This window comes from Pseudomonas sp. Eth.TT006 (assembly GCF_054456575.1).
The window spans coordinates 439,923-460,500 of the sequence record NZ_JBTJEN010000002.1; the positions used below are offsets into that span (position 1 = coordinate 439,923).

Consider the following 20,578-nt stretch of genomic DNA (forward strand, 5'->3'; position numbering starts at 1 on the left):
CTTGCTCGCGAATGCGTCGTGTCAGTCGAAATCAAGGGTGACTGACACACCGTCTTCGCGAGCAAGCCCGCTCCCACAGGAGGTCACAGCGGCGCTTAGTTGTGCGCGTGCAGCGCTTCGTTCAGCTCGATCGCCGATTTGTGGGTTTTGCATTCCACGGCACCGGTTTCCGAGTTGCGACGGAACAGCAGGTCGGTCTGACCCGCCAGCTCGCGCGCCTTCACCACCTTGACCAGGTTGTTATGCTCGTCCAGCAGCGCCACCTTGGTGCCGGCGGTCACGTACAGGCCAGACTCGACGGTGTTGCGGTCGCCCAATGGAATACCGATACCGGCGTTGGCACCGATCAGGCAGCCTTCACCGACCTTGATCACGATGTTGCCGCCACCCGACAGGGTGCCCATGGTCGAGCAGCCGCCGCCCAGGTCCGAACCCTTGCCGACGAACACGCCAGCGGACACGCGGCCTTCGATCATGCCCGGGCCTTCGGTGCCGGCGTTGAAGTTGATGAAGCCTTCGTGCATCACGGTGGTGCCTTCGCCCACGTACGCACCCAGGCGCAGACGCGCGGCGTCAGCGATACGCACGCCGGCCGGTACCACGTAGTCGGTCATTTTCGGGAACTTGTCCACCGAGAACACTTCCAGCAACTCGCCACGCAGACGGGCTTCCAGTTGCAGCTCGGCCAGTTCGCTCAGGTCGATCGCGCCCTGGCTGGTCCAGGCAACGTTCGGCAGCAGCGGGAAGATCCCCGCCAGGCTTACGCCGTGTGGCTTGACCAGACGATGGGACAGCAAGTGCAGCTTGAGGTAAGCCTCTGGCGTCGAGGTCAGCGCGGTGTCTTCGGCCAGCACGGTGGCGACCAGCGGCTTGTGGCTCTCGGCCAGACGGGTCAGCAGTTTGCCTTGAACGGCGTCGATGCCTTTGACCGCTTCAGCCAGTTGCGCAGCCTGCGCGGTGGTGAAGGTGATGGCCTGGTTGCCTTCGGTGTAACCGAGGATCGGCGCCACGGCGGCGACCAGTTCGGCCGACGGATTGAGCAGCGGCTGGGCGTAGAACACTTCCAGCCACGCGCCTTGACGGTTTTGCGTGCCGACACCAAAGGCGATGCTGAACAGAGAGTTGGACATGGGAATACCTCTAGCAATAAGTGACGGGCTGCTTTACTTGAGTGCGGCCGCGTAGATGTCTGGCTTGAAGCCAATCAGGGTTCGGTCACCGAGATCAAGCACCGGGCGCTTGATCATCGAGGGTTGCGCAAGCATCAGTTCGATGGCTTTCGTCTGGTCGAGATCGGCTTTGCGTTCGTCATCGAGTTTGCGAAAGGTCGTACCTGCACGGTTCAACACCGTTTGCCAGCCGTGCTCGTCACACCATCGGGTCAGGTGCTCACGGTCGATACCGGCGGTTTTGTAATCGTGAAAGTCGTAGCTGACAGCGTGCTCATCAAGCCAGGTGCGCGCCTTCTTCATGGTGTCGCACGCTTTGATGCCGAAAAGGTGCAACGTTTTACTTGAAACGGTCAAGGAATCGCCCCCTTTACAGGTGCTGGAAAAAAATGGTGTCGGATTATGCCATGACCAACGCGTTTCGGGCGCCCGGCTTCATTACCCTGCACGAATCCCTGTAGGAGCTGTCGAGTGAAACGAGGCTGCGACCTTTTGATTGTGTTTTTTAGGATCAAAAGATCGCAGCGTGCCGCAGCTCCTACAGGGGATCGGTGTCGGCAGTGCGACATAGGTGCAACGGTCAGACGCATCCTAAGCCGCTAATATGGCAGTTCAACGCTGTCGATTGTCTGGGATTTCCGCTTTATGCAAACCGCTTATACCGTCCTGATCCTGTTGATGCTGGTCAGCGTGTCGCGGCTGGTCGGACGGGTCATCCCGCTGCCACTGCCCCTGGTGCAAATCGCCGCAGGCGCCTTGTTGGCCTGGCCGACCCTCGGCCTGCACGTGGCGCTGGACCCGGAACTGTTTCTGTTTCTGTTCCTGCCGCCGCTGCTGTTTTCCGACGGTTGGCGCATGCCCAAGCGCGAGTTCTGGCACTTGCGCGGCCCGATCCTGACGCTGGCGGTCGGTCTGGTGTTGTTCACCGTGGTCGGCGCCGGCTATTTCATTCACTGGCTGTTGCCGAGTATTCCCTTGCCGGTGGCCTTCGCCCTCGCTGCCGTGCTGTCACCGACCGATGCCGTGGCGGTTTCAGCCATCTCGCAAAACCGCTTGCCGACGCCGTTGATGCACATCCTCCAGGGCGAGGCGCTGATGAACGATGCGTCGGGCCTGGTGACGTTCAAGTTTGCCCTGGCGGCAGCGGTGACCGGGGTGTTCTCGCTGGCCAATGCCAGTCTGACCTTCGTGCTGGTGGCGGTCGGCGGGTTGGCGGTCGGCGTGGCGTTGAGCTGGCTGGTCGGGCGCTTGCGTGCATGGATGATCGCCCGCGGCTGGGACGATCCGGCCACCCATGTGGTGTTCATGTTGCTGCTGCCGTTCGCGGCTTATGTCCTGGCTGAACGCCTGGGTGCCTCGGGCATTCTTTCGGCGGTGGCGGCGGGGATGATGCAGAGCTGGCTCGATCTGTTGCCACGTCAGACCAGCACCCGCTTGCTCAACCGCAGCGTCTGGTCGCTGCTCGAATTTGCCTTTAATGGGCTGATCTTCCTGCTGCTTGGCTTGCAATTGCCGGACATCATCAAAGCCGTGGTCAGTCATGAGCCGACGTTGTGGCCGACGCTGCTGTATCGCGGCCTCGACGTGGTGGCGATTTTCCTTGCGCTGGTACTGCTGCGGTTTGTCTGGGTTCAAAGCATCTGGCGCTTGTCGGTGCTACTGCGACGCTTGCGCGGCAAGGGCGAGCTGACCCAGGTGCCGACGGCCCGTTCCTGCTGGTTGTTGACCGTCGGCGGCGTGCGTGGAGCAGTGACGCTGGCGGGTGTGATGTCGGTGCCGATATTGATGGGCAGCGAGGCGTTCCCCGAGCGTGATCTGCTGATCTTCATCGCTGCCGGGGTGATTCTGCTGTCGCTGATCAGCGCTTGCATCGCCCTGCCGTTGCTGCTGCGCGGCATCGAGAAAAGCCCGGATGACAAGCGTCGCCAGGAAGTGCGCGATGCGTGGCGCAAGACCGCGGAGGCGGCGATTCATGCACTGGAAACCGAAGAGGTCGGCCCGCAGGACGCCGCGCAAGCGGCGCTGTCGGCGGAACTCAAGGCGCGGATCATGTCCGAGTACCGGCATCAGCTCGACGTGTTCAATGATTCGGCCGAGGCCCAGGCGCTGGCGTTCCAGATGGATCTGCTGGAGCGCCGTTTGCGCCTCAAGGCGCTACGTGCGCAACGCCTTGAGTTATACAGCCTCAGCCGTCAGCACCGGATCGCTGACGATGTGCTGCGTGAGGTGTTGGGTGAGCTTGATTTGAGCGAGGCGAATCTGGGACAGGTCAAATAATCCCGCTCCAACGTGCGCGGCCACTCGCTGGTCGGGTACGGATAAGCCTTCGCCATGAAAGCTTTGTCCTGTCGTTTGCTAGAGCGAGGTAAAGTGGAAAGCGCAAAAGTTGGAAAGTTGTATTGAGTGATTATTTGCAAGTTGCCGTGCCAGATTGCCTGACACGGCGTTCATTATTTACTGCTTGCGAGTAATAAATGCGCGAATGCGCTCCGCCGCTTCGACGCATTCGGCCAAGGGCGCGACCAGTGCCATGCGCACACGACCAGCGCCCGGATTGGTGCCGTCGACATCCCGCGACAGATACGAGCCCGGTACGACGGTCACGTGTTCTGCTTCGAACAGGTCGCGACAGAACGCGGCGTCATCACCCTTAACATTTGGCCACAGATAGAAGCTGCCATCCGGACGCTGCACGTCCATCACCGGGCTGAGGATTGCCAGTACTGCGTCGAACTTCTCGCGGTACAGCGCACGGTTGGCGCGCACGTGTACTTCGTCGTTCCACGCCGCCACGCTGGCCAGTTGGGTTTGCACCGGCATCGCGCAGCCGTGATAGGTGCGGTACAGCAGAAAGCCCTTGAGGATCTCGGCGTCACCAGCGACGAAACCGGAGCGCAGGCCTGGCAGGTTGGAGCGCTTGGACAGGCTGTGGAACACCACGCAGCGCTTGAAATCCTTGCGGCCCAGTTCAACGCAGGCGCTGAGCAGGCCCGGCGGCGGGGTCTGTTCGTCGAAGTACAGCTCGCTGTAGCACTCGTCGGCGGCGATCACGAAGTCGTGTTCATCGGCGAGGGCGATCAGCTTTTTCAGGGTTTCAACCGGGATCAGCGCACCGGTCGGGTTGCCCGGCGAGCACAGGAACAGGATCTGGCAACGTTTCCAGATATCCGGCGATACGGCGTCGAAGTCCGGGTTGAAGCCGTTTTCATCCAGGCACGGCAGGTAGTGCGGTTTGGCCCCGGCGAGGAACGCGGCGCCTTCGTAGATCTGATAGAACGGGTTCGGGCTGACCACCAATGCGTCGTCAGCGCGGTTGACCACAGTCTGGGTGAAGGCGAACAGCGCTTCGCGAGTGCCGTTGACTGGCAGCACATTGCGCGCCGGGTCAATCCAGCCGGCTGGCACGCCGAAACGCCGTTCGCACCAGCCGGCGATGGCTTCGCGCAGGGCCGGAATACCGAGGGTGGTCGGATACACCGCCATCTGATCCAGATTGTTCGCCAGCGCTTCGGCGACAAAGCTCGGCGAGCGATGTTTCGGCTCGCCAATCGACAGGGCGATCGGGCGTTTGTCCGGGTTTGGGGTCACGGTGCCGAGCAGGGCGCGAAGCTTTTCGAACGGGTAGGGCTGGAGCTGGTTCAGAGCGTTGTTCATGGATGCCTCGTTCAATGTGGGAGGTCTAAATGTGGTGCAGAGGCTTTTTGTGGCGAGGGGGCTTGCCCCCGTTCGGCTGCGAAGCAGTCGTAAGCCGTCGCATGCGATGTATCTGACACATCGCGGTAGCATGATTTTCGGGGCTGCTTCGCAGCCCAACGGGGGCAAGCCCCCTCGCCACATATGCGCTTTGCCTCAGAGGTCGATACCTGTCGAGGGAAATCGGGTCATTCAAATACTGATACGTGAAAGCTTGATATCCGGTTCCTGATTGACGCTCAGTTGCTCGACGATCGCATCCTGCAAACGGCTGCACAGCAGCGGGTCGGAGAGCGGCTGGTTGTGGGCGTCGGTGATGAAGAACACGTCTTCCACCCGTTCGCCCAGGGTCGCAATCTTGGCGTTCTGCAGCGACAGATCGAACTCAAGGAAGATCCCGCCAATCCGCGCCAGCAGGCCAGGGCGATCCGGTGCGGTGAGTTCCAGCACCGTCACCGGACGCTGGGCGTCGTTATGGATCGTCACCTGCGGCGCAAAGGCGAAATGCTTGAGCTGGCGCGGCACTCGACGCTGGATGATGGTCGGGTAGTCGTCCGGATTGCGCAGGGCTTCGGTCAGGCCATCGCGGATCTGTTTGATCCGGGTCGGGTTGTCGCCGATGGATTCGCCGTCGTTGTCGAGCACGATGTAGGTGTCGAGGGTGAACTGACTGCTCGAGGTGATGACCCGCGCGTCGTGAATGTTCAGGTTCAGCTGGTCCATCGCGGCCACGGTCACGGCGAAGAAATCGTGCTGGTCCGGGGCATAAATGAAGATCTGCGTGCCGCCCTCGAATTCGCGCTGGGTGGTTTCCTTGATCAGCACCAGCGGGCCGCCATCGGCCGGCTGCTGCAGGATCGCGTCAGTGTGCCAGGCGACATCGCCGGCGGTGTGACGCAGGAAGTAGTCGTCGCCCAACTGCGTCCACAACTGCTCGACGTCGTCCGGGTCGTTGCCGCCGCGCACCAGGATGTCCAGCGCCGCGCTCTGGGTCTGGCGGATCTGCTCTTCACGATCCACCGGGTTTTCCAGACCACGGCGCAGCGCACGTTTGGTTTCGGTGTAGAGCTGGCGCAACAGGCTGGCACGCCACGAATTCCACAGCGTCGGGTTGGTCGCATTGATGTCGGCCACGGTCAGCACGTACAGGTAATCCAGACGGGTTTCGTCGCCGACGATCTGGGCGAAATCATGGATGACCTGCGGATCGGACAGATCCTTGCGCTGCGCAGTGGTCGACATCACCAGATGGTTCTGCACCAGCCAGACGATCAGGCGGCTGTCCCACAGTGGCAATTGGTGGCGCTGGCAGAACGCTTCGGCATCGACCGCGCCAATGTCCGAGTGATCACCGTGCCGGCCCTTGCCGATGTCGTGGTACAACCCGGCCATGTAGATGAGTTCGGGCTTGGGCAGCTTGGCCATGAGCTTGGCGGCCAGCGGGAATTTTTCCGACACCTGCGTGTACTGCAGCTTACGCAGGTGTTTGATCAGGTTAAGGGTGTGCGCATCGACCGTGTAGATGTGGAACAGGTCATGCTGCATCTGGCCGACGATGAAGCCGAACTCCGGCAGGTAACGCCCGAGGATGCCGTAGCGGTTCATTCGGCGCAGGTTGCGATGGATGCCGATCTTGCACTTGAACAGCTCGATAAACAGGCTGGTATTGCGGATATCGTTGCGGAAGTTGTCGTCGATCAGGTGACGGTTCTCCCGCAGCAGGCGGATGGTGTCGGCGCGTACGCCTTTGATTTCCGGCTGCTGGGCCATCAGCACGAAGATCTCGAGCATGGCGAACGGCGTGCGACGGAACACGTTGTCGTTGCGCGCCTCGATGTAGCCGTCATGCAACTGGAAGCGCGAGTTGATCGGCTGCGGTGGCGCTTCGTCTTCCGGGGCGAGGATGACTTCCTCGAAATGCTGGATGATCAGGTCGCTGAGCTGGGCGATGCTCATCACCACGCGGAAATACTGTTGCATGAAGTTTTCGACGGCTTGTTTCGCGTCGTCACCTTGAAAGCCAAGCAGCCCGGCGATAGTGCGCTGATGATCGAACAGCAGGCGGTCTTCGGAGCGTCCGGCGAGCATGTGCAGGGCGTAGCGCACCTTCCACAGGAATTCCTGGGAGGAGGCCAGCAGCGCGTTTTCGCTTTCGACCAGAAAGCCTTCGCCGGCCAGGGCGCGCAGGTTCAGGGTGCCGTACTGACGCCGGGCCACCCACAAAATCGTCTGGATATCCCGCAGGCCGCCGGGCGAACCTTTGACGTTGGGTTCCAGGTTGTATTCGGTGTCGTTGTATTTGTGGTGGCGGGCCTTCTGCTCGGCGCGCTTGGCCAGGAAGAACTCCTTCGCCGGCCACATGTGCGCGGTGCTGGTGACATCGAGCATGCGCTGACGCAGGCGCTCGGGGCCGCAGATGGTGCGGCTTTCCATCAGGTTGGTGACCACCGTCAGGTCGGCCCGCGCTTCCTCGGCGCATTCATCAACCGAGCGTACGCTCTGACCGACTTCCAGGCCGATGTCCCACAGCAGCGTGAGAAAACGTTCGATGGAATCGCGGAAAACTTCGTGATCGGCGCTGTCCAGCAGGATCAGCAGGTCGATGTCGGAGTAGGGGTGCAATTCACCTCGGCCATAACCACCGACCGCGACCAGCGCGATGTCGGCGTCTTCGCTCCAGTTGAAGTGCTCCCAGGCCTTTTGCAGGATGTTGTCGACGAACCAGGCGCGATCTTCGATCAGCCGACGGATATCGCGGCCACTGCGAAAGCGCGTGTCGAGTACCTCGCGCGCCTGGCGGATCGCCTTTTTGAACGCCGCGATAGGACTCGCTTTGAGGGCCAGTTCAGCCTGGAACTGGCCGCGGTCGAAGAGTTCGGGATCCACCTGCGGCATCGATTGGCTTTCCTTCTATAAGGCTGGGAGCGTTCTTTGGATCAGGCCGAGACGCGCGGGATGGTGTCGTCGGCGCGCAGGGTGAAGATCTCGTAGCCGGTCTCGGTCACCAGCAGCGTGTGTTCCCACTGCGCCGAGAGCTTGCGGTCCTTGGTGATGGCGGTCCAGCCATCGCCCAGCACCTTGGTATCGGCCTTGCCCTGGTTGATCATCGGCTCGATGGTGAAGGTCATGCCGGCCTGCAGTTCCATGCCGGTGCCGGCGCGACCGTAGTGCAGGATTTGCGGTTCTTCGTGGAACACCTTGCCGATGCCGTGGCCGCAGAACTCGCGAACCACCGAGAAGCCGTTCTTTTCCGCGTGCTTCTGGATGATTTCACCGATGTCGCCGAGGCGGCAGCCGGGTTTGACGATTTCGATCGCCTTGTACATGCATTCCTGCGTGACCTGCGACAGGCGCTCGGCCCAGACCGGTACTTCACCGACGTGGAACATACGGCTGGTGTCGCCGTGGTAGCCGTCCTTGATCACGGTGACGTCGATGTTCAGCGTGTCGCCGTTTTTCAGCGGCTTGTCATTCGGGATGCCGTGGCACACCACGTGGTTGATCGAGGTGCAGATCGACTTCGGGTAGCCCTTGTAGTTGAGCGGGGCAGGGACGGCCTGCTGCACATTGACGATGTAGTCGTGGCAGATCTGGTTCAGTTGATCGGTGGTGACGCCCGGTTTGACGTGTTCGGCAATCATTTCCAGCACATCGGCGGCCAGTTTGCCGGCGACACGCATGCCAGCGATGTCCTCGGGAGTTTTGAGGTTGACGGTCATACAGGCTCTCTCTGCGCTCGGCGGCGCTTGCTGATACGGATAGGGCGGCAGGTGTGCGGCTGCGACCCTGAAAAACGCGATTCTAACAGACGCACGGCGCAATTCAGCGCCCGCGTGCATCGCTTCTGTCTATAGAATGGTGCGCTCGGGGCCGATTCCAAGGGGGCTGCGCCCATGTCCTTGGTGCGAATACAGATTCCGGGTTCCGTTTCTGCGCACCCTGTGGTATAAAATGCGCCGCTTTCCGGGGATGCCCCGAAAAGCTTAAATCCACACACGTGTCGACACGATGACCTGGGTGCCTTTGGCTTTTATGCCGCTGGTTGGTCATTGGGATACGTGGAGGCCAAACCCGACTTATTAAGGAACTATCATGTCCCAAGTCAACATGCGCGATATGCTGAAGGCCGGTGTGCACTTCGGTCACCAAACCCGTTACTGGAATCCGAAAATGGGCAAGTACATTTTCGGCGCGCGTAACAAGATTCACATCATCAACCTTGAAAAAACCCTGCCAATGTTCAACGAAGCTCTGACTTTCGTAGAGCGTCTGGCCCAGGGCAAAAACAAGATTCTGTTCGTCGGCACCAAGCGTTCCGCTGGCAAGATCGTTGCTGAAGAAGCAGCACGTTGCGGTTCGCCGTACGTCGATCACCGCTGGTTGGGCGGCATGCTGACCAACTTCAAAACCATTCGTGCTTCGATCAAGCGTCTGCGTGACCTTGAAGTTCAAGCCGAAGACGGTACTTTCGCCAAGCTGACCAAGAAAGAAGCGCTGATGCGCTCCCGTGACCTGGAAAAGCTGGATCGTTCCCTGGGCGGCATCAAGGACATGGGCGGTCTGCCAGACGCACTGTTCGTGATCGACGTTGACCACGAGCGCATCGCGATCACCGAAGCCAACAAGCTGGGCATCCCGGTCATCGGCGTTGTCGATACCAACAGCAGCCCGGAAGGCGTTGACTACATCATCCCAGGCAACGATGACGCAATCCGCGCTATCCAGCTGTACATGGGTTCGATGGCTGACGCAGTGATCCGTGGTCGCAACAACGTTGCTGGCGGCACTGTTGAATTCGCAGCTGAAGAAACTCAGGCTGCAGCTGAGTAATTGACGCCCTGGCGTTGACTCAGTAAGCAAAAAGGGGGCTTGGCCCCCTTTTTGCCACCTCGAAAACCATTTGTCGGCGCCCACGTCTGTATTTGTCATGTGCGGCAGCCAACATGGGTGGTTCGGGAAGAATTGAACGCCCGTTCGATCGGGTGGAATGGTTGAAAACCTATCCAAGAGGAATTTGAAAATGGCAGCAATTACTGCAGCGTTGGTCAAAGAACTGCGCGAGCGTACCGGCGAAGGCATGATGGACTGCAAGAAAGCCCTGGAAAAGGCTGACGGCGACATCGAAAAAGCCATTGATGACATGCGTGCTTCGGGCGCGATCAAGGCTGCCAAAAAAGCGGGTAACGTTGCCGCTGAAGGCGCAATCGCCATCAAGGCAGACGACAAGGCAGCCGTGCTGCTGGAAGTCAACTCGCAGACCGACTTCCTGGCCCTGCAAGACGACTTCAAGAACTTCGTTGCTGCCAGCGTGGAAAAAGCTTTCGCTGACAAACTGACCGACGCAGCTCCGCTGATCGCCGCTCAGGAATCGGCGCGTGAAGCACTGGTTGCCAAAGTTGGCGAGAACGTCAACATCCGTCGCCTGGTCCGCGTAGAGGGTGACGTTGTCGGCACCTACCTGCACGGTAACAAGATCGGTGTTGCTGTTGTCCTGAAAGGCGGCGACGTCGAGCTGGCCAAAGACATCGCGATGCACGTAGCGGCAAGCAACCCTGAGTTCCTGCTGCCTTCGCAAGTGTCCGATGAAGCGATCGAGCGTGAAAAGGCTGTGTTCCTGCAGCTGAACGAAGAGAAGATCAAAGGCAAGCCGGAAAACATTGTTGAGAACATGGTCAAAGGCCGTATCAGCAAGTTCCTGGCCGAAGCGAGCCTGGTTGAGCAGGCGTTCGTCAAGAACCCTGAAGTCAAGGTTGGCGAGCTGGCCAAGAAAGCCGGCGCAGAAATCGTTTCCTTCACCTACTTCAAAGTAGGCGAAGGCATCGAGAAGCCCGTCGACAACTTCGCTGAAGAAGTTGCTGCCCAGCTGGCTGCCGCCAAGCAATAAGACGGTTTTTCAACTGTCGCCCGAAAGAGGCTGCCCGCTCACGCGCGCAGCCTCTTTTCAGATGGGGTTACCAATTTTTAATTGGTTTCCACCTGGAACTGACTTACAAAGCCATGTTCCGATGGCGCTGAAGCAGCGCCAAGCTAGAGTGAACGCAGCTGTAAACAGCTCGCAAAGAATTTTTAAATACGCCGCAGGAGAGATTCGCAATGGCTCAGCAGGGCAGTGGTTATCAGGCTCGCTATAAACGCATTCTACTCAAGCTTAGCGGCGAGGCCCTGATGGGCTCGGAAGAGTTCGGGATCGATCCGAAAGTCCTGGATCGCATGGCACTGGAAGTCGGTCAGCTGATTGGCATCGGCGTACAGGTCGGTCTGGTGATCGGCGGTGGCAACCTGTTCCGTGGTGAGGCCTTGAGCAAGGCTGGCATGGATCGGGTGACAGGCGACCACATGGGCATGCTGGCCACTGTGATGAACGCCCTGGCCATGCGCGACGCGCTGGAACGTGCCAATATCTCGGCCATCGTGATGTCGGCCATTTCCATGGTTGGCGTGACCGATCACTATGATCGCCGCAAAGCCATGCGTCACCTGAACTCCAAAGACGTGGTGATTTTCGCCGCCGGTACCGGCAATCCGTTCTTCACCACGGATTCGGCAGCCTGCCTGCGTGCCATCGAAATCGATGCCGACGTCGTGCTCAAGGCGACCAAGGTCGATGGCGTCTACACCGCAGATCCGTTCAAGGACCCGCATGCCGAGAAGTTCGATCATCTGACTTATGATGAAGTACTGGATCGCAAGCTGGGTGTAATGGACCTGACCGCAATCTGCCTGTGCCGCGACCACAAGATGCCGCTGCGCGTATTCAACATGAACAAGCCCGGCGCCCTTCTGAACATCGTACATGGCGGCGCTGAAGGAACCCTGATCGAGGAAGTTCAACAATGATCAACGAAATCAAGAAAGACGCTCAAGAGCGTATGCAGAAATCCCTGGACTCTCTGGCTCATGCGTTTGGCCAGATTCGTACCGGCAAGGCTCACCCAAGCATCCTGGGCAGCGTGATGGTGCCGTACTACGGCGCAGACACCTCCATCACTCAAGTGGCCAATATCACTGTAAAAGACTCCCGCACCCTGCAGGTTGTCGCTTTCGAGCGCAACATGCTGGCGGCCGTCGACAAAGCGATCCAGAGCGCCGGTCTGAACCTGAACCCGACCAACCTGGGTGAGCTGCTGCTGATCTCCATGCCGGCCCTGACCGAAGAAACCCGTAAGGGCTTCACCAAGCAGGCGCGTGCTGCCGCTGAAGATGCACGTGTTGCTGTGCGCAATATCCGCCGTGATGCGCTGGGCGAGCTGAAAAAACTGGTCAAGGATAAAGAAATCAGCGAAGACGAAGAGCGTCGCGCCACCGCTGATATCGACAAGCTGACCAAAGACTTCGAGGCCCAGATCACCAAGGCCACGGACGAGAAAGAAAAAGACCTGATGGCCGTATAAGGGTCGCGTTTCAATGGAAAAGACCAAGCAGTCTGCGCCGTCCGCGGTGCCGCGCCATGTCGCGATCATCATGGATGGCAACAATCGCTGGGCGAAGAAACGCTTCATGCCGGGTGTCGCCGGGCATAAAGCGGGCGTGGATGCGGTGCGGGCAGTGATCGAGGTGTGCGCCGAGGCCAAGGTCGAAGTGCTTACCCTGTTCGCCTTTTCCAGTGAAAACTGGCAACGGCCGGCTGACGAAGTCAGTGCCTTGATGGATCTGTTCTTCAAGGCGCTGCGTCGTGAGGCCAAGCGCCTCAACGACAACAACATCAGCTTGCGCATCATCGGTGACCGCTCGCGCTTCCATCCTGAACTTCAGGCGGCGATGCGCGAGGCCGAAGCCATGACGGCGGGGGCCAATCGCTTTATCCTGCAGATCGCCGCCAACTACGGCGGTCAGTGGGATATTGCGCAAGCGGCACAGCGCCTGGCGCGTGAAGTCCAGGCCGGGCACCTGCGCCCGGAAGACATCACCCCGGACCTGCTGCAAACCTGTCTGGTGACCGGCGATCTGCCGTTGCCGGACTTGTGCATCCGTACCGGTGGCGAGCACCGCATCAGCAACTTCCTCCTTTGGCAACTGGCATACGCCGAGTTGTACTTTTCCGACCTGTTCTGGCCGGACTTCAAACACGAAGCCATGCGCGCGGCGCTGGCCGATTTCGCTTCACGCCAGCGGCGCTTTGGTAAAACGAGCGAGCAGGTTGAAGCTGGAGCCCGGGTTTAATGCTTAAACAACGAATCATCACTGCACTGATCCTGCTGCCGATCGCCTTGTGCGGGTTTTTCCTGCTCGAGGGTTCCGGTTTCGCTCTGTTCATCGGTCTGGTTGTCAGTCTCGGTGCCTGGGAATGGGCGCGTCTGGCAGGCTTTACCGCACAGTCGTTCCGTGTCGGTTTTGCTGCTGTCGTGGCACTGATGCTGTTCGTCATGTACGTCCTGCCTGGCCTAGCCCCTTGGGTGCTCGGTGCTTCGGTGCTGTGGTGGGCAGTGGCGACGTATCTGGTGCTGACCTATCCGCGTTCGAGCGAGCACTGGTCCACAGCGGCCACCAAGCTGGTGATCGGTTTGCTGATCCTGCTGCCGGCCTGGCAAGGGCTGGTGCAGATCAAGCAATACCCGTTGGGTAATTGGCTGATCATGGCGGTGATGGTGCTGGTCTGGGGCGCCGACATCGGTGCCTATTTCTCCGGCCGTGCCTTCGGCAAGCGCAAGCTCGCGCCGCAAGTCAGCCCGGGCAAAAGCTGGGAAGGCGTTTACGGTGGCCTGGCGCTGAGCCTGGTGATTACCGCCATCGTCGGCCTGGTGCGCGACTGGACTGTGGGCGAATTGCTCAAAGGCTTGATCGGTGCGGCGTTGATCGTGTTCATTTCGGTGGTGGGCGACCTCACCGAAAGCATGTTCAAGCGTCAATCCGGCATCAAGGACAGCAGCAACCTGCTGCCTGGTCATGGCGGCGTGCTGGATCGCATTGACAGCCTGACTGCTGCGATCCCGATTTTTGCAGTATTGCTGTGGATGGCTGCGCCGTGAGTCGTCCTCAGCAGATTACCGTTCTGGGGGCGACCGGCTCGATCGGTCTGAGCACCCTGGACGTCATCGCTCGTCATCCTGAGCGCTATCAGGTTTTCGCCCTGAGCGGCTTCACCCGCCTGAGCGAGTTGCTGGCCTTGTGCATTCGCCATGTGCCGCAGTTTGCAGTGGTTCCGGAAGTGGCGGCGGCGCGTGGCCTGCAAGACGACTTGCGGGCTGCCGGCCTGTCCACTCGCGTACTGGTGGGGGAGGAGGGCCTGTGCCAGGTCGCGTCCGCTCCTGAAGTCGATGCGGTGATGGCGGCCATTGTCGGCGCGGCTGGCCTGCGTCCGACTCTGGCTGCGGTGGAGGCTGGCAAGAAAATCCTCCTGGCCAACAAAGAAGCGCTGGTGATGTCCGGCGCGCTGTTCATGCAGGCGGTGCACAAAAGTGGCTCGGTGCTGCTGCCGATCGACAGCGAACACAACGCGATCTTCCAGTGCATGCCGCAGGACTTCGCTCGTGGGCTCGGTGCTGTTGGCGTACGCCGGATCTTGCTCACCGCTTCAGGGGGGCCGTTCCGTCAGACGCCGTTGAGCGAGCTGGCGCATGTCTCGCCGGATCAGGCGTGTGCGCACCCGAACTGGTCCATGGGGCGCAAGATCTCGGTGGATTCGGCAAGCATGATGAACAAGGGCCTGGAGTTGATCGAGGCCTGCTGGCTGTTCGACGCCAAACCTGCGCAGGTCGAGGTGGTGATCCATCCGCAGAGTGTGATTCACTCGCTGGTCGACTATGTGGACGGTTCGGTGCTGGCGCAGTTGGGCAATCCCGACATGCGCACGCCGATTGCCAATGCCCTGGCCTGGCCGGAACGTATTGACTCGGGCGTGGCGCCGCTGGATCTGTTCGCGATTGCGCGCCTGGATTTCGAGGCGCCGGACGAACAGCGCTTCCCTTGTCTGCGCCTGGCGCGACAGGCCGCCGAGGCAGGGAACAGCGCACCGGCGATGCTCAATGCGGCCAACGAAGTCGCGGTTGCGGCGTTTCTCGACGGACGCGTGGGTTATCTGGAAATCGCGAGTATCATCGAGGACGTGTTGAATCTCGAGCCTGTGGTTGCGCTGGAAGATCTGGATGCGGTGTTTACCGCAGACGCGAAAGCGCGGATTCTGGCCGGGCAGTGGCTGAGCCGGCACAACCGATAGCTCTCACAGCAACATGGCGTCACGCGGCACTGAACAGGATTGCGGAGAAAGTAGATGAGCGCGCTCTATATGATTGCCGGCACCCTGATCGCTTTGGGTGTGCTGGTCACCTTTCACGAGTTCGGCCACTTCTGGGTCGCGCGTCGCTGTGGCGTCAAGGTTTTACGTTTTTCCGTGGGCTTCGGCATGCCGCTGTTGCGCTGGCACGACAAGCAGGGCACTGAATTTGTCGTCGCAGCGATTCCGCTGGGCGGCTACGTCAAGATGCTTGATGAGCGGGAAGGCGAGGTGCCGGCCGATCAACTTGATCAGTCGTTCAATCGCAAATCGGTGCGCCAGCGTATCGCGATTGTCGCGGCGGGACCGATCGCCAACTTCCTGCTGGCCCTGGTGTTCTTCTGGGTGCTGGCCATGCTCGGCAGCGAGCAGATCCGTCCGGTCATCGGTGCTGTTGAGTCCGGCAGCATTGCGGCCAAGGCCGGTTTGAACGCAGGTCAGGAAATCGTCGCCATCGATGGCGAGCCGACCTCCGGTTGGGCTGCCGTCAATTTGCAACTGGTGCGTCGTCTGGGCGAAAGCGGTTCCCTGCAATTGCTCGTGCGCGAGCAGGGTTCGACCGCCGACACGCCGCGTGTGCTGGCGCTGGACCATTGGCTCAAGGGGGCTGACGAGCCGGATCCGATCCGCTCGCTGGGCATTCGCCCATGGCGCCCGGCCTTGCCGCCGGTGCTGGCCGAGCTCGACCCGAAAGGCCCGGCGCAAGCCGCTGGTCTGAAAACCGGTGATCGCCTGCTGGCGCTCGATGGCCAGGCGCTGAATGACTGGCAGCAGGTGGTCGATACCGTTCGTACGCGTCCTGATACCAAAATCATGCTGCGCATCGAGCGCGACGGTGCTCAAATCGACCTTCCGGTGACCTTGGCGGCACGCGGCGAAAGCAAGTCGCCAAGCGGTTATCTCGGGGCTGGCGTAAAAGCTGTGGACTGGCCGCCGGAAATGATCCGCGAGGTCAGTTATGGTCCGCTGGCCGCGATTGGCGAGGGTGCCCGTCGTACCTGGACCATGAGCGTCCTGACGCTGGACTCGTTGAAGAAAATGCTGTTTGGCGAGCTCTCGGTAAAAAACTTGAGTGGGCCGATAACCATTGCTAAAGTGGCGGGCGCTTCTGCCCAGTCGGGCGTTGCTGATTTCCTGAATTTCCTTGCTTATCTGAGTATTAGCCTGGGGGTTCTGAATTTGCTGCCCATTCCTGTACTGGATGGGGGGCATTTGTTGTTTTATCTGATTGAGTGGGTGCGTGGTCGCCCCTTGTCGGATCGGGTGCAAGGTTGGGGGGTGCAGATCGGTATCAGTTTGGTGGTCGGAGTGATGTTGCTTGCTCTGGTCAATGATCTGGGTCGACTGTAAAGCTTCGCTGAATTGCGAATCTGCCGCATTTTGCGGCAGTTTGTTTATTGCCAGTTGGAATAAGAAAGGACTTCATGAAACGTCTGCTGCTAACTGCGGTTCTCACCGTATTGATGATCGCCGAAGTTCACGCCGAGTCCTTCACTATCTCTGATATTCGCGTCAACGGCCTCCAGCGGGTCTCCGCGGGTAGCGTGTTTGGTGCCTTGCCGTTGAACGTCGGCGAGCAGGCGGATGATCGTCGCCTGGTGGAATCCACTCGTGCGTTGTTCAAAACCGGTTTCTTTCAAGATATCCAGCTGGGCCGCGAAGGCAACGTTCTGGTGATCACGGTCGTCGAACGTCCGTCCGTCGCCAGCATCGAGATCGAAGGCAACAAGGCAATCTCCACCGAAGACCTGATGAAAGGCCTCAAGCAGTCCGGTCTGTCCGAAGGTGAAATCTTCCAGCGCGCCACCCTCGAAGGTGTGCGTAACGAGCTGCAACGCCAATACGTTGCCCAGGGCCGTTACTCGGCGACGGTCGATACCGAAGTGGTATCGCAACCGCGTAACCGCGTTGCGCTGAAAGTGAAGATCAACGAAGGCACCGTGGCCGCGATCCAGCACATCAACGTGGTGGGCAACACGGTCTTCCCTGACGACGACCTGATCGACCTGTTCGAACTGAAAACCACCAACTGGCTGTCGTTCTTCAAGAACGACGACAAGTACGCCCGTGAAAAACTGTCCGGTGACCTGGAGCGTCTGCGTTCCTACTACCTGGACCGTGGTTACATCAACATGGACATCGCTTCGACCCAGGTGTCGATCACCCCGGACAAGAAGCACGTCTACATCACGGTCAACATCACCGAAGGCGAGAAGTACACCGTCCGTGACGTCAAGCTCAGCGGTGACCTGAAAGTTCCTGAAGACCAGATCAAGTCCCTGCTGCTGGTGCAGAAAGGCCAGGTGTTCTCGCGCAAGCTGATGACCACCACCTCCGAACTGATCACCCGCCGCCTGGGTAACGAGGGCTACACCTTCGCCAACGTCAACGGTGTTCCTCAGCCGCATGACGACGATCACACCGTGGACATCCTGTTCGCTGTCGATCCGGGCAAGCGTGCCTATGTCAACCGCATCAATTTCCGTGGCAACACCAAGTCCGAAGACGAAGTGCTGCGTCGTGAAATGCGTCAGATGGAAGGTGGCTGGGCTTCGACCTACCTGATCGACCAGTCCAAGACCCGTCTTGAGCGTCTGGGCTTCTTTAAAGAAGTGAACGTTGAAACGCCAGCCGTTCCGGGTGTCGACGATCAGGTGGACGTGAACTACGCCGTTGAAGAACAGGCGTCCGGTTCGATCACCGCCAGCGTCGGTTTTGCCCAGAGTGCCGGTCTGATCCTCGGTGGCTCGATTACCCAGAACAACTTCCTGGGTACCGGTAACCGTGTCAGCGTCGGTCTGACCCGCAGCGAATACCAGAGCCGCTACAACTTCGGCTACGTTGACCCGTACTGGACCGCCGATGGCGTGAGCCTGGGTTACAACGCGTTCTATCGCACCACCGACTACAAAGACCTCGACGTCGACGTAGCGAGCTATGCGGTAGACAGCCTGGGTGCCGGCGTCAACGTTGGTTACCCGATCAGCGAGACTTCGCGTCTGACCTTCGGTCTGTCCGCTCAGCAGGACAAGATCAAGACCGGTCAGTACACCGTTGACGAGATCTTCGACTTCGTTAACAAGGAAGGCGACAACTACCTGAACTTCAAGGCCTCGGCCGGCTGGTCCGAGTCGACCCTGAACAAGGGCGTATTGCCGACCCGTGGCCGTTCCCAGAGCCTGACTCTGGAAACCACCATTCCGGGCAGCGACCTGTCATTCTACAAACTCGACTACCGTGGTCAGTTGTTCCAGCCGATCACCGAGAACTACACCCTGCGTCTGCACACCGAGCTGGGTTATGGCGACGGTTATGGTTCGACCGACGGCTTGCCGTTCTATGAAAACTACTATGCTGGTGGTTTCAACTCGGTACGTGGCTTCAAGGACAGTACCCTCGGCCCTCGCAGTACGCCGAGCCGTGGCCAGGCGATCACCGGTAACGCCGGTACCATTGCCGACCCGGATCAGGATCCGCTGCCGTTTGGTGGCAACGTATTGATCCAGGGTGGTGTTGAAGTCCTGTTCCCGCTGCCGTTCGTGAAAGATCAGCGCTCCCTGCGTACCTCGGTATTCTGGGATGTCGGTAACGTGTTCGACTCGACTTGCAAGTCGACCACCAACGCCGATGGTACAAAGGCCAACACTCAGTGCAACGACATCAGCCTGAGCAACATGGCAAGTTCCGTTGGTGTTGGCGTGACCTGGGTAACCGCACTGGGGCCTTTGAGCTTCGCGTTGGCCACACCGATCAAGAAACCGGATAACGCTGAAACTCAGGTGTTCCAATTCTCCCTCGGCCAGACGTTCTAAGCGTCTGTCCCAAGACAACGACAATGGATTTTGTAGGAGTGCATCGTGCGTAAGTTGACTCAATTGGTTCTCCTGGCCTCCGTACTGGTGGCAGGCCCGGCGTTCGCCGACATGAAAATCGCCGTTCTGAACTATCAGATGGCACTGCTGGAATCTGACGCGGCGAAGAAATACGCCGTGGACGCCGAGAAGAAGTTCGGTCCGCAACTGACCAAACTGAAGACCCTGGAAAGCAGTGCCAAGGGCATTCAGGACCGTCTGATGGCCGGTGGCGACAAGATGCAGCAGGGCGAGCGTGAGCGTCTGGAGCTTGAATTCAAGCAAAAGGCCCGTGACTTCCAGTTCCAGTCCAAGGAGCTGAACGAAGCCAAGGCTGTTGCCGACCGCGAAATGCTCAAGCAACTGAAGCCGAAACTGGACAGCGCAGTGGAAGAAGTCATCAAGAAAGGTGGTTTTGACCTGGTGTTCGAGCGTGGCGCAGTAATCGATGTCAAACCTCAGTACGACATCACGCGCCAGGTGATCGAGCGCATGAATCAGCTGAAGTAACCCATGACCGCGACCATCAAGCTCGGCCAGTTGGCCGAGTTCCTCGGCGCCACCCTGCGTGGCGACTCCGAGATACAAATTACTGGGCTAGCCACCTTGCAGGAGGCTGGCCCAGCTCAGTTGAGCTTTCTGGCAAATCCTCAATATCGCAAATACCTGGCAACGTCCCAGGCGGCTGCGCTATTGCTCAAGGAAGCTGATGCCGACGGTTTTGCCGGTAACGCGCTGGTGGTGCCGGATCCTTACCTGGCTTACGCACGCATCTCGCACCTGTTCGATCCCAAGCCAAAAGCTACTGCAGGGGTTCATCCCACTGCGGTGATTGCGCCGGATGCAGTGGTTGATCCAAGCGCCAGCATCGGTCCGTTCGTGGTGATCGAAGCAGGCGCGCGCATCGGCGCGCAGGTCACCCTCGGCGCACATTGCGTCATTGGTGCTCGCAGTGAAATCGGTGAAGGCGGCTGGCTCGCTCCGCGCGTGACCCTGTATCACGACGTGCGCATCGGCAAGCGTGTGGTGATTCAGTCCGGCGCCGTGCTCGGCGGTGAGGGCTTCGGCTTCGCCAACGAGAAAGGTGTCTGGCAGAAGATCGCGCAGATTGGCGGCGTGACTATCGGTGACGATGTGGAGATCGGCGTTAACACCGCCATCGACCGCGGTGCGCTGGCCGATACCGTGATCGGCAACGGCGTGAAGCTCGACAATCAGATCCAGATCGCCCACAACGTTCAGGTCGGCGATCACACCGCCATGGCCGCGTGCGTCGGCATCTCCGGCAGCACCAAGATTGGCAAGCACTGCATGCTGGCCGGCGGCGTGGGTCTGGTGGGGCATATCGATATTTGCGACAACGTTTTCCTGACCGGGATGACCATGGTGACCCATTCGATTACCGAACCGGGCGCCTACTCTTCCGGCACAGCCATGCAACCAGCAGCCGAATGGCGAAAAAGCGCGGCACGCATCCGTCAGCTCGATGACCTCGCGCGACGTTTGAAGCAGCTGGAAAAGCGCGTGGGGGAAGTGACCCCCGGCGGCAATGCTTCATCTGAAGGCTGATACCATTTCCATATCAAGTGTGCACAGCCTCTGGACTGCCTCCTTGATTTGCTAGAGGAGTGCGCCTCAGTCGCGCTCCCAATCTT

Annotated in this window: 17 protein-coding genes; 12 read left to right on the forward strand and 5 right to left on the reverse strand. The window is 59.7% G+C overall.

All coding sequences use genetic code 11. The features are described from left to right. Positions 1 to 95 precede the first annotated feature (95 nt). Together dapD and ACXR0M_RS05170 are read right to left on the reverse strand one after the other, a co-directional pair. Complete coding sequence (dapD, locus tag ACXR0M_RS05165; protein WP_458830540.1) at positions 96 to 1,130, reverse strand: 2,3,4,5-tetrahydropyridine-2,6-dicarboxylate N-succinyltransferase; 1,035 nt, start codon at positions 1,128 to 1,130, stop codon at positions 96 to 98. A gap of 33 nt (positions 1,131 to 1,163) precedes the next feature. Then, positions 1,164 to 1,526, reverse strand: a complete 363-nt coding sequence (locus ACXR0M_RS05170) for an ArsC family reductase (protein WP_458830542.1) — start codon at positions 1,524 to 1,526, stop codon at positions 1,164 to 1,166. A 288-nt stretch (positions 1,527 to 1,814) separates the two neighbouring features. Here ACXR0M_RS05170 and ACXR0M_RS05175 point away from each other — a divergent pair, with 288 nt between their 5' ends. Continuing rightward, on the forward strand, positions 1,815 to 3,446 hold the full coding sequence (locus ACXR0M_RS05175; RefSeq protein WP_458830544.1) for a Na+/H+ antiporter: 1,632 nt from the start codon (positions 1,815 to 1,817) through the stop codon (positions 3,444 to 3,446). Between the two features lie 177 nt (positions 3,447 to 3,623). Here ACXR0M_RS05175 and dapC read toward each other — a convergent pair whose 3' ends face one another. The 3 genes from dapC to map form a co-directional block, all read right to left on the reverse strand. Further along, complete coding sequence (dapC, locus tag ACXR0M_RS05180; RefSeq protein WP_458830545.1) at positions 3,624 to 4,823, reverse strand: succinyldiaminopimelate transaminase; 1,200 nt, start codon at positions 4,821 to 4,823, stop codon at positions 3,624 to 3,626. A gap of 231 nt (positions 4,824 to 5,054) precedes the next feature. After that, positions 5,055 to 7,757, reverse strand: coding sequence for a [protein-PII] uridylyltransferase (locus ACXR0M_RS05185; RefSeq protein WP_458830547.1), 2,703 nt, complete (start codon positions 7,755 to 7,757; stop codon positions 5,055 to 5,057). Positions 7,758 to 7,798: 41 nt separating this feature from the next. After that, positions 7,799 to 8,581 (reverse strand): type I methionyl aminopeptidase, encoded by a 783-nt coding sequence (gene map / locus ACXR0M_RS05190; protein WP_458830549.1) that lies wholly within the window; start codon positions 8,579 to 8,581, stop codon positions 7,799 to 7,801. A gap of 373 nt (positions 8,582 to 8,954) precedes the next feature. Between map and rpsB the strand changes: the two genes are divergently transcribed. From rpsB to lpxD, 11 genes are all read left to right on the forward strand, one after another. Next, positions 8,955 to 9,692, forward strand: a complete 738-nt coding sequence (gene rpsB, locus ACXR0M_RS05195; protein ID WP_003222119.1) for a 30S ribosomal protein S2 — start codon at positions 8,955 to 8,957, stop codon at positions 9,690 to 9,692. A gap of 190 nt (positions 9,693 to 9,882) precedes the next feature. Further along, positions 9,883 to 10,746 carry a translation elongation factor Ts gene (gene tsf / locus ACXR0M_RS05200; RefSeq protein WP_458830552.1) on the forward strand — a complete coding sequence of 288 codons (864 nt, stop codon included), beginning with the start codon at positions 9,883 to 9,885 and terminating at the stop codon, positions 10,744 to 10,746. A gap of 209 nt (positions 10,747 to 10,955) precedes the next feature. Beyond that, positions 10,956 to 11,699 (forward strand): UMP kinase, encoded by a 744-nt coding sequence (gene pyrH, locus ACXR0M_RS05205; protein ID WP_458830554.1) that lies wholly within the window; start codon positions 10,956 to 10,958, stop codon positions 11,697 to 11,699. Beyond that, on the forward strand, positions 11,696 to 12,253 hold the full coding sequence (gene frr / locus ACXR0M_RS05210) for a ribosome recycling factor (protein WP_047601296.1): 558 nt from the start codon (positions 11,696 to 11,698) through the stop codon (positions 12,251 to 12,253). Before pyrH ends, frr begins: the two co-directional genes overlap by 4 nt. 13 nt (positions 12,254 to 12,266) lie before the next feature. Continuing rightward, complete coding sequence (uppS, locus tag ACXR0M_RS05215; protein WP_458830556.1) at positions 12,267 to 13,022, forward strand: polyprenyl diphosphate synthase; 756 nt, start codon at positions 12,267 to 12,269, stop codon at positions 13,020 to 13,022. After that, positions 13,022 to 13,828, forward strand: a complete 807-nt coding sequence (locus ACXR0M_RS05220) for a phosphatidate cytidylyltransferase (RefSeq protein ID WP_003222130.1) — start codon at positions 13,022 to 13,024, stop codon at positions 13,826 to 13,828. Before uppS ends, ACXR0M_RS05220 begins: the two co-directional genes overlap by 1 nt. Continuing rightward, positions 13,825 to 15,015 (forward strand): 1-deoxy-D-xylulose-5-phosphate reductoisomerase, encoded by a 1,191-nt coding sequence (gene ispC, locus ACXR0M_RS05225; protein ID WP_458830558.1) that lies wholly within the window; start codon positions 13,825 to 13,827, stop codon positions 15,013 to 15,015. The genes ACXR0M_RS05220 and ispC overlap by 4 nt, the downstream gene beginning before the upstream one ends. 54 nt (positions 15,016 to 15,069) lie before the next feature. Then, on the forward strand, positions 15,070 to 16,422 hold the full coding sequence (gene rseP, locus ACXR0M_RS05230; RefSeq protein WP_458830560.1) for a sigma E protease regulator RseP: 1,353 nt from the start codon (positions 15,070 to 15,072) through the stop codon (positions 16,420 to 16,422). A 74-nt stretch (positions 16,423 to 16,496) separates the two neighbouring features. Then, positions 16,497 to 18,884: an outer membrane protein assembly factor BamA gene (bamA, locus tag ACXR0M_RS05235; RefSeq protein ID WP_458830562.1), complete on the forward strand. Its 2,388-nt coding sequence runs from the start codon at positions 16,497 to 16,499 to the stop codon at positions 18,882 to 18,884. 45 nt (positions 18,885 to 18,929) lie between these two features. Further along, complete coding sequence (locus tag ACXR0M_RS05240) at positions 18,930 to 19,433, forward strand: OmpH/Skp family outer membrane protein (RefSeq protein WP_003222140.1); 504 nt, start codon at positions 18,930 to 18,932, stop codon at positions 19,431 to 19,433. Positions 19,434 to 19,436: 3 nt separating this feature from the next. Continuing rightward, positions 19,437 to 20,492 carry a UDP-3-O-(3-hydroxymyristoyl)glucosamine N-acyltransferase gene (gene lpxD / locus ACXR0M_RS05245; RefSeq protein WP_458830565.1) on the forward strand — a complete coding sequence of 352 codons (1,056 nt, stop codon included), beginning with the start codon at positions 19,437 to 19,439 and terminating at the stop codon, positions 20,490 to 20,492. Positions 20,493 to 20,578 lie beyond the last annotated feature (86 nt).